Annotated in this window: 6 protein-coding genes; 5 read left to right on the plus strand and 1 reads right to left on the minus strand. The window is 46.4% G+C overall.

The annotated features are described in order from the left end of the window. A partial coding sequence (gene barA / locus LDL40_RS15250) for a two-component sensor histidine kinase BarA (RefSeq protein WP_300996289.1) occupies positions 1-2,773 on the minus strand: 2,773 nt, incomplete at its 3' end. An 86-nt stretch (positions 2,774-2,859) separates the two neighbouring features. Here barA and rlmD point away from each other — a divergent pair. The 5 genes from rlmD to LDL40_RS15275 all read left to right on the plus strand — a co-directional run. Next, complete coding sequence (rlmD, locus tag LDL40_RS15255) at positions 2,860-4,200, plus strand: 23S rRNA (uracil(1939)-C(5))-methyltransferase RlmD (protein WP_300996290.1); 1,341 nt, start codon at positions 2,860-2,862, stop codon at positions 4,198-4,200. A 3-nt stretch (positions 4,201-4,203) separates the two neighbouring features. Continuing rightward, entirely contained in the window at positions 4,204-6,396 is a 2,193-nt protein-coding gene (relA, locus tag LDL40_RS15260; protein WP_300996291.1) for a GTP diphosphokinase, read from the plus strand. 58 nt (positions 6,397-6,454) lie between these two features. Then, positions 6,455-7,243, plus strand: coding sequence for a nucleoside triphosphate pyrophosphohydrolase (mazG, locus tag LDL40_RS15265; RefSeq protein WP_300996292.1), 789 nt, complete (start codon positions 6,455-6,457; stop codon positions 7,241-7,243). Between the two features lie 162 nt (positions 7,244-7,405). Continuing rightward, a complete protein-coding gene (locus tag LDL40_RS15270) occupies positions 7,406-8,209 on the plus strand; it encodes a hypothetical protein (RefSeq protein WP_300996294.1) in 804 nt (267 codons plus the stop codon). A 505-nt stretch (positions 8,210-8,714) separates the two neighbouring features. Then, positions 8,715-10,000: P-loop NTPase fold protein (locus tag LDL40_RS15275; RefSeq protein WP_300996295.1), on the plus strand; the 1,286-nt coding region annotated here is incomplete at its 3' end.

Below are 10,000 nucleotides of genomic sequence, written 5' to 3' on the forward strand. Positions count from 1 at the left end.
AACTTAAGGCGTCCGTTGGCCTTGGCTCTGTATGGATCACAGGCCAGCTTTTGGCGTCCTGCAATAAGGATTGGATCCTGTCCTGCAGTTCAAACAGTTCAGGTTCCAGCTGTTCGGTTTTTTTGCCTTTTTTTAGTTCAGTTTCAATCAGTTCAGTCAGTTGTTTTAAGACAGGCAGGCCTGTATAGCAGCTGGCACCATGCAGTTTGTGGATATGCTGCAGCAGTTGCTCAGCATCCTGTTGTTGCATGGCCTGTTGGATCAGGGTCAAGCTTTCCGGTAGCGACTGTACCAGCATCCACAACATTTCCTTGGCCAAATCCAGTTTGCCGCCTGCTCTTTGCAAAGCCAGTGTCCAGTCCAGCTGTTTGCTTTGAGGTAACTGAGTTTCACTGGTGGAAGCTGCCAAGGCCTGTTGGAAATCAGGGCAACATTCACGCAGAGTATAATGCAGCAGTTTTTCGTCCAGTGGTTTGGTTAAGAATTCACAAAAGCCTAAAGCTAACAGCCGGTCTCTTTCGCCCTCTAAGGCGTGAGCTGTTACAGCTATAATGGGCGTGGCTTCATTCAGCGAGCTTTGCTGAATACGCTGACAAGCTTGAATGCCATCCATCACTGGCATATTTATATCCATAAAAATCAGATCGTAATGCTGTTGGTTGGCCTTTTGCCATGCTTCGGCACCATTGCGGGCAGAGTCTACTTGTTCCACCATCTCACTTAGCAAGGTATTGATCAGTTTTAAGTTGGCTTCGTTGTCATCAACTGACAATACCCTTAAGCGAGCTTTAGGTTTATCCTGCAATAAATGTTGTTCCGGGAATTCTAAATAAGGTTGTGCCAACGTCATTGCCAGCTTGCGGTAATGTGCAGGTTTGGATAACACAGCTTTGGCTCCTGATGCCTGCAAAACTTCCCGTAAATTAGGCGACAGGGTATTCACCAGCAGATAGAGTTGTTCTGTGTGAGGCTGTAATAGTTGCAACAAATCAATCACTTGATTCACCTGGTTCAGTGAAATAGAACGGCCAACCACAGCCATATCTATTTGTGGCTGCAAAGCTAAAGTCTGAGTTAACTGACTGGTATTGCTACAACTGATAATGTTCATGCCCCACTGCTCTAATTGCCCGAGCATAGCCTCACGCGAATACTGCTGAGGTTCAAAGTACAGCACTGTTTTTTGTTTCAGCTCTTCCAGCGGTAAAGGCTCAGCTATGGACAAATGATGGCGTTTACACATCAAGGTAAACCAGAAATTAGAACCTTCACCAGCTTTACTTTCGAAGCCAATCTTACCGCCCATGGCAGTGACCAGGCGCTGTGAAATCACCAGACCTAAGCCTGTGCCACCGTAACGACGACCTATGCTATTGTCGGCCTGAGCGAAACCACCAAATAAGCTTTTTTGTTGATCTTCCTGAATACCAATACCAGTGTCCTGCACTGAAAAACGCAGTTGCCATTGCTCGTCCGGCATAGGGCGACAACTGACACGGATCACTACGCTACCTTGTTCGGTAAATTTAATGGCGTTGCCCGCTATATTGGTCAGTATTTGGTTGATCCGCATAGGGTCGGCAATTAAATCATCAGGACAGCTGTTTTCAATCAGCAGAGCCAGTTCCAATTGTTTATCAAAGGCATTGGAGGCCAAAAGTTCAATCGAATCGTTTAGCAAATCACGTAAGGAAAAAGGCTCAGGATTAATCGGCATCCTGCCTTCTTCCAGCCTGGCGTAATCCAGTACGTCGTTGACCAAGCTTAACAAGCTATTGGCTGATTTTTGAATAGTGGCCAGATAATCCTGCTGGTTGTGGGTCAGGTTAGTTTTTAGCAGTTGGCGGGCAAAACCTATTACAGCATTCAGTGGCGTGCGCAATTCATGGCTCATTTTGGCAAGGAAATCGGACTTACTACGGTTATCTTCCATCGCCTTTCTACGGGATAAGTCCAACTCGATATTTTGCATCTCGAGCTGTTCCATGCTTTGCTGCAGATCGCTGGTTGCCTGTTCTATGCTTTGTTGCATTTCTTCATCATGAGTTTTTAGAGCTGTGGCCAGCGCATTAATCCCAGTGCGTAATTGCTCAAGTTCCCCCAAAAACGGCTGTTGCAACTGGCTCTGATAGTTGCCCTCACGTAGTTGCCCTATCACATCTCCCATTTGTTGCAGAGGCTGACTGACTTTTTTTATCAGCCGCATACTGAAATACACGCAAACAGCAAGGCCTAGCAGAATCATCAGCAAACTGCTCAGCAGTGAGGTTTGTTGCGCCAGCATGACTTTGTCTTTAGCCACTTGCACTGAGATATAGCCTAAAGGCTGGTCGGCCGGATCTGTACTGAAATCAGCCTGTTCCGGCAAAATAGGGGTGCGGATCACCAGCCAGTTGCCGAGGTCTGTGATAGTGCTTTGCTGCGGAATAGTGCTGTCTGGCGGATATTTCAGCATGGCAAAGTCTTTGTGGTAATTGGTAGTAACAAAAAGCTCATGGTCGGCATTAAAAATGGCGATACTTTTCACCAGCGCTGAGTTTTTTCTATGACTGACATCCAGCAAACGTTTGACGTCTTGTCTGCTGTTATGTAATAAGGCATGTTCGCTGGCTATAGCCAATGGGACAGCAATGTTTTCGGCCTGTTCCTCCAGATACTGGGCCAAATCATAGTAGCGGGCATAGCTAAAATAACCCCCAAGGCATAAACTGACCAACAAGGTCGGCACCAGGGTGGTCAATAAGACCCAATCTCTTAAACCAATTTTCGTCATCTGTAGCGCTGCTTGATAGAATAGTCCGGAGCGAATTGATAATGACACAAGGCTTACAAAAAGCCCACCACAGGTACTAAATCCAGATGGTCAAAATTTATCAGGCTGCCAAAGGCAGCAGAGATAAACCTCAACAATTAAAACAAATCGAAGTACAGATTGAACGTCTGGATCACGAAGCTCAGGGCATAGGTTTTGAGCAAAAGCGGATTGTCTTCGTCAGCGGCGCTTTACCCGGAGAACGGGTCAAAGTGCAGCTGACCGAACAAAAAGACAAGTCGGCCAAAGGCAAAGTGGTCAAAGTGCTGCAGGCGTCGCCGTTGCGTAAGGAGCCTTTGTGCAAGCATTTTGCCGATTGCGGTGGTTGTCAGTTGCAGTATCTGTCCACTGAACATCAGTTGGAGCTAAAACAGCAGGGCGTGGATCAGTTGATCCGCCATCAAACCGGCTTAACCCGCTTGCCCTGGCAGACACCACTGCGCAGTGAAGGACAGGGCTACAGGCGCAAAGCCCGGATTGGCATATGGTTTGATAAAAAAACTCAGCAATTTACGGTCGGCTTTCGCAAAGCCAACGATAAAGTCATTACCCGGGTGGAACATTGTCTGGTGCTGAGCCCGGCATTAGCCCCGGTTTTTCGCCTGCTGCAGCAAGCATTACCAAAGCTGCAACAAGGCTCAGCTATTACTCATGTAGAAGCGCTGGATGCTGACGGCAAGGTATATTTAATAGTGCGGCATATCCGGCCCTTACCGCCATCGGATCAACAACTCTTGATCCAGGCTTGGCCCGAAGCCTTATGGATAGGTGAAGCAGAGCCTGAACTTTATCAGCTCTGGCAAGTCGGAACAGCAGAACCCAGCTATGCTTTGCCGGCTTTGGGCTTAAAGCTTAAGTTTTCTGCTGCTGATTTTATTCAGGTAAATCAGAGTATTAATCAGCAAATGGTGCAGCAGGCACTGGATTGGCTCAAGCTACAGCCAGAGGACCAGGTGCTGGAGCTCTATTCAGGCATAGGGAATTTCAGTTTGGCTTTGGCGCAACGCGTTAAATGGGTGCACGCGCTCGAAGGTGTCACCACTATGGTGCAGCGAGCGCAGGCTAATGCAGAGCTGAATGGCCTGACCAACCTGAGTTTTAGTCAGGCTGACTTGCATTTACCCTGGCCCAAAGCCGACTGGAATAAGCCAATGTACCAAAAAGTACTGCTGGATCCGGCTCGTGCTGGTGCAGTAGGTGCTATAGAGCAAATCGCCCGATTAAGTCCGGCACAGATATTGTACGTGTCCTGTAATGCACTTACTTTTGCCCGGGATGCGAAAGTTTTACTGGATTGTGGTTATCAGCTGGATAAAATCAGTGTGATGGACATGTTTCCACAAACCAGCCATCTGGAGTTGATGGCGTTGTTTCACAGGAGAAAGTAACGAATGGTGACGGTAAGGCAATCACATAGCGCCGAATACCACCCAGGCGGCACTCAGAGCTGGTTAACTGCCTTAGGTTTACCTGAAGCTAAAATTAGCGCGCTGCTGGATGCTGAACTCTGGTTACATCAACAGAATTTGACCGATCAGGAACCCGAGGTACAAACGGGCTGGGAGATGGTCGAAATTCTGGCTGATTTGCGCATGGACAAAGATGCCTTAACTGCAGCCCTGTTATTTCCTTTAGTTGATGCCAAATTGATTGAACTGGAGCAGGTGGAAAGTCAGTTCTGTTCTGCCGTATTGACCATGCTAAACGCTGTGCGGCAGATGGAAGCTATTCGTTCTATTCCTGTTGGGCCCAATCAAAGCAGTAATCCACAACAAGCAGACAACCTACGCCGGATGTTATTGGCCATGGTGGAAGATGTGCGTGCTGTGGTGTTAAAGCTGGCTTCGCAAATTTGCTATCTGCGCTCTGTTAAAAATGCTGATGAAGAAACCCGGGTGTTAGCGGCCAAAGAAACCAATGCTATTTTTGGCCCGCTGGCGAACCGTTTAGGTATAGGCCAGATTAAATGGGAGCTGGAAGACTTAGCCTTCCGTTACCTGCACCCACAAACCTACAAACAAATTGCCAGTTTGCTGGAAGAAAAACGTTTAGATCGTGAGCAGTATATGCAGGATTTTGTCGCCTCAGTGCGGCAAAAAATGCAGGACGCTGCTATTTCGGTGGAAGTGTACGGCAGGCCTAAACATATTTTTAGCATCTGGAAAAAGATGCAGAAAAAGCAGCTGGCATTTGATCAGCTGTACGATATTCGTGCCGTACGTATTGTCACCACTAAGGTGCAGGATTGTTACGCTGCTTTGGGTATAGTGCATACCTCCTGGCGCCATTTGCCGAAAGAATTCGACGACTACATAGCCACACCAAAACAGAACGGCTATCAGTCTATTCATACCGTGGTACTTGGCCCGGCCGGTCGCCCTGTTGAAATTCAAATTCGTACCCATCAGATGCATGACGACGCCGAACTGGGCGTAGCGGCACACTGGCGTTATAAAGAAGGCACAGGCCATGCGGGTAAAGAAGGCCAATTGGACGAAAAAATTGGCTGGCTGCGTAAACTGCTGGCCTGGCAGGAAGAGCTGGTCGACGGTTCGGATTTAGCCGAAGAGCTTAAAAACCAGGTCACAGAAGACAGGGTCTATGTCTTTACGCCTAAGGGCGATATTGTCGATTTGCCAGTAGGTTCCACGCCGCTGGATTTTGCTTATTACGTGCATTCCAATGTGGGCCACCGCTGCATAGGCGCCAAGATTTCTGGCCGTATCGTGCCTTTTACCTATCAGCTGAAAACCGGCGATCAAATTGAAATTTTAACGGGCCGTGAGCCTAACCCAAGCCGCGACTGGTTAAACCCGAACTCAGGCTATTTAAAATCCAGCCGTGCCCGTTCCAAAGTGCAGTACTGGTTCCGTCTGCAGGACAGAGATAAAAACATAGCGGCTGGTAAAGAGCTGCTGGATACCGAACTGAACCGCCTGAATCTGACTATCGACAGTATTCCCAAAGTGCTGGCGCGTTTTAACGTCAATAGCATGGAAGAGTTACTGGCCGGTATTGGTGGCGGCGAAATTAAAGTCACTCAGGTAGTGCATTATGTGCAGAGTCAGTCTGGTAAAATTCAGCAGCCAGAGATTGACCCACGCCTGATCAGCAAACCTATTTCCAACCAGCCCAAAAGTCATGTTGTGGTGCAGGGCGTAGGTAACTTATTAACTCATATGGCTGGTTGCTGTCAGCCGCTGCCAGGTGATGCCATAGTAGGTTATATCACGCAGGGCCGCGGTATAGCTGTGCATCGTGACGACTGTGAACAGTTTAAGGTATTGCAGGAAGCGCACCGTGAACGGGTAGTGGAAGCCACCTGGGGCGATAAATATGCCTCGGGTTATGAAGTCACTATTCGTATTGTGGCGCACGACCGCAATGGCTTATTACGCGATATCACCAGCATTCTGGCCAATGAAAAAGCCAACGTGCTGCGCATGAGCAGTAACTCGGATATTTCGCAGCAAACTGCCACTATCATTATGACGATGGAGCTGTATAACCTGGATTCATTGAACAAGCTGCTGACCAAAGTCAGCCAGATTGATGATGTGATCGAAGCAAAACGTTTCCATTAATTTTGTATTCAATAGTGCCGGGGCTATGTGCTCCGGCGCCTTTTCTGCAGGATCTGCCGTGTCACAACCACTTCAACAACTATTAGCCATTATGGCCAGACTGCGGGACCCGCAAAACGGCTGCCCATGGGACAAAGAACAAACTTACCAGACCATAGTGCCTTATACGCTGGAAGAAGCTTATGAAGTGGCCGATGCGATAGCCCGCGAAGATTATGCCGAGTTAAAAGACGAGCTGGGCGACTTGTTATTTCAGGTGGTGTTTTACGCCCAGATAGCTAAAGAAGAAGGGCGTTTTGAATTTGACGATTGTGCTGCTGCTATTAACGACAAGCTGATCCGCCGCCACCCTCATGTGTTTGCCGATATGAATTTAGACAGCAGCAAAGCCGTGCTGCAAAACTGGGAAGCCATCAAAACCACAGAACGCACGGCTTCTGGCAAAACATCAGTGCTGGATAACATCCCTTTGGCGATGCCTGCCTTAAGCCGTGCCTACAAACTGCAAAAACGTTGTGCTCAGGTGGGTTTTGACTGGCCTGATGTAGCAGGCGCCTGGGATAAAGTGCAGGAAGAAATTCAGGAAGTAGCCGAACTACCAGCAGGTGCGGCCGAACTGGAAGAAGAGCTAGGAGATTTGATGTTTGCGCTGGTCAATGTAGTGCGTAAACAAGGTTTTGATCCGGAAAAAGTCATGCGCCAGGCCAATCAAAAGTTTGAACGACGTTTTCGGCAGGTTGAGCAGGCACTGGTGGATCAAGGGTCTAGTCCGGCGCAGAGTGATTTGGCTGAAATGGATAAGCTTTGGGATATGGTGAAGAGGCAGGAGAAGTTGGGGAAAGCATAAAAGGCGGCCCAGGGTCCCAGCGACATCGCTTGCGTTGAATAGCTTTGGCTGGCCTCGAATGGTTGGAAAAAGTGAGAATAAATCAGCGCCTAACTGATGATTGGTTACCAGAAGTTGAAATAAATTTTTTCAACGATCGATAACAAAGAGCAAACTGTGTAAATGGCTCGCGCCGTAAGAGCTAACAACGAGGTTTGTCTAGGCTATGGTGGATTCGGAAAACTCAGACGCTTAAGGAAACTAATGCTTAGTAAGAGATTGTGGTGGCTATTGTTTGGTGTGAATGCTTTAGCTCTGATATTCATCGCCCAGATTAATTTGGGGGTGATTCCAACATTTCCCGCATCATGGAATTTTTCTATGTCTGCTGGTGTAGATAAATTCAACGCACTCGTATCAGATTTGAGTCAAGGGGTGATTATAAGCTCGCTGTTTTTCGTTCTTTTAGTGTACGTCCCTATAAAGCAGAAATCAGAAAAGTTTTTTGAAGCAGCTAAAATGCCTGCTGGAGCTATATTGAGTTCACTAGAAGATATTCTTGAACAGATAACTTTCAGGGAAGGAGGAGGAGGCGAGACAACAGAAATTGATTTGAAAGCCTGTGCCAATTCTAGTCCACCATCAAATAAAAACCAGATATTTGGAGTGAGCGGAAAAAAGCTTAAATTGCTCGATGTTAATTCTGGGGAATGTACGCTTGAAAAAGATTTCATTGACGCACATCTGAGTCTTATAAAGTACTACTGCCAATTAATTTTGGAACATCCGTTTATTTCAAGTGATTTAACTGGTTTGGGGATGTCTATATTTGAAGTTTCTCAATTTGCAGCAGTGAGGAATGGAACTCCAACTGAGACAACAACGGATCTTGGGATAAAACTGAATCGGATAGCTTGGACTGCTCAAGTGAGAGACTTAATCTCCGCTTTTAACAAGCTAAAGAGTTATAAAATTACTTACCTTTAGGTTGTGGTTGGGTTCATCCGAATTAAGAACTTTCCGAACGATGTAAGATGAAATGAATTAGTCTCGACTTGATCTGACATAATATTGATAACGAAACACGATTAATTTGGGCTGTATCCTTTGAGTTTGTTATGGAGCAAAGCGTTTCGCCGTTGGCGAGATACTTTCTTTTGCTTCGCCAAAAGAAAGGTATCCAAAGAAAAGGCGACCCCAGGTCGCAGCGAAAGCCCGGCCCAAAATCGTGCGTCCAAGGCGGCTGGGCAACTCGCTCGTCGCTACCGCTCCTCACTCAGACACTCCCAGCCTTAAAACCTTGGCCACCCAATTTTGTCCGGCTCGCGACCCAATGGGGGATTGGGTGCAAATAGTTGGTATGGCTTTTTCTAATGGCAGCCAGTGCGAAAAGCAGACATCTGCCTACAACTTTGCTAAGTTGGCCAAATATTAGATCTTTAATTGGTCTGCGAGTATTTTAATTTCAGAAAATGTAGGCTTAGGGTTTGCCATGAAGGGAATGATGATAAAACGATATTTGGACCTTTTGCTCTACAGCATAATTGCTTATTTAGTCTTGTCCTTTATTGGTGAGATCACTATTGGCGAGACCACAATCTGGAAAGAATTGCTAACAATACAGAAAAAACTCCATTGCAGTACATGTGACGCTTTAACCTTACATTTTCTTACTCAGATTGTGTTGATAGCTGTCGGCATGATTATTTCAAGCTTAGCATCACATTTTCAGATTTATCATCCAAACAGGCCTGTGTGGCCTAACCTGCGTTTTCCACCTTTAACCTTTTCTGTGTGTTTCGCTGTTTTATATTGGAGTTTTCAATCTCAGCAGCAATTTATAGCCTTAATGGCGAATGGCTGGGGGCTAATTGTCGGTTTGTTAATTTTACCTGTGCTGCATTTTATTCACGGAGATCCCTCGAAAAACAACTCAAATAGTAATCTGAAAAACAGCCGGAACGGTTCGGATGAAAAGCCAAAACGCTCGGATGATGTACCGATAGAATGCATAAAGGATTTGGATGAAGAATTAAAGCCTTTGGCCGAGTCATTGACAAGCAAATTAAAAGGAGACAGCCGACACATAGCAGTATGTGGCGCTTTCGGTACTGGTAAATCAAGTATAATAAAATCCGCAATCAACAAGCTGGAAGAAGATCAAAAAGGCTCTTGGATCCATTGCAATATCGAATTATGGGGGATTGCCACTCACTCCATAGTTGAATTTGTGCTGGAACAGATCACCCTGGCTTTAGCCGATCATTTGGATATAAGCAGTTTGCGGCGACTACCAGCCAATTATCTGGAAGCAATCAAAACCAGCAATACTTCGTGGAGCTTTTTGGCCTCTTTACTGGACAAGCACGAGTCTCCTGATCAGGTACTCAAGCAAATTGACGAGATGTTACGATTAATTAACAAGAAATTGATTGTCACTGTTCAGGATATCGACAGAAACGAAAATAGACAGTCCAGTATGGCTGAGCTTGCAGCCTTACTAGAACGACTCAAGCAATCAGTAGAAAATATTACTTATATTTTTGCGGCCGAGCGTACGACAGGGTTTGAGACTATTCGCCGAGTTTGCCCTGTCCGTTTAGATTTGGCAAAACCCACTTTGACTAACGAGATTAAACAACTGCACAAAGAGCTTGTTGCTGCATTACCTGAGCGCTATTTATCTATTTTGTCAGGTTACGAGCTGGCTTTTACAGAAAGCGAAGCCGCCATGATAGCTGATTTATTACCATCTTATCGGGCCTTTAATGAACTTGA

Origin of the sequence: Rheinheimera sp. (assembly GCF_020217005.1) — a bacterium.
Taxonomy (GTDB): domain Bacteria; phylum Pseudomonadota; class Gammaproteobacteria; order Enterobacterales; family Alteromonadaceae; genus Pararheinheimera.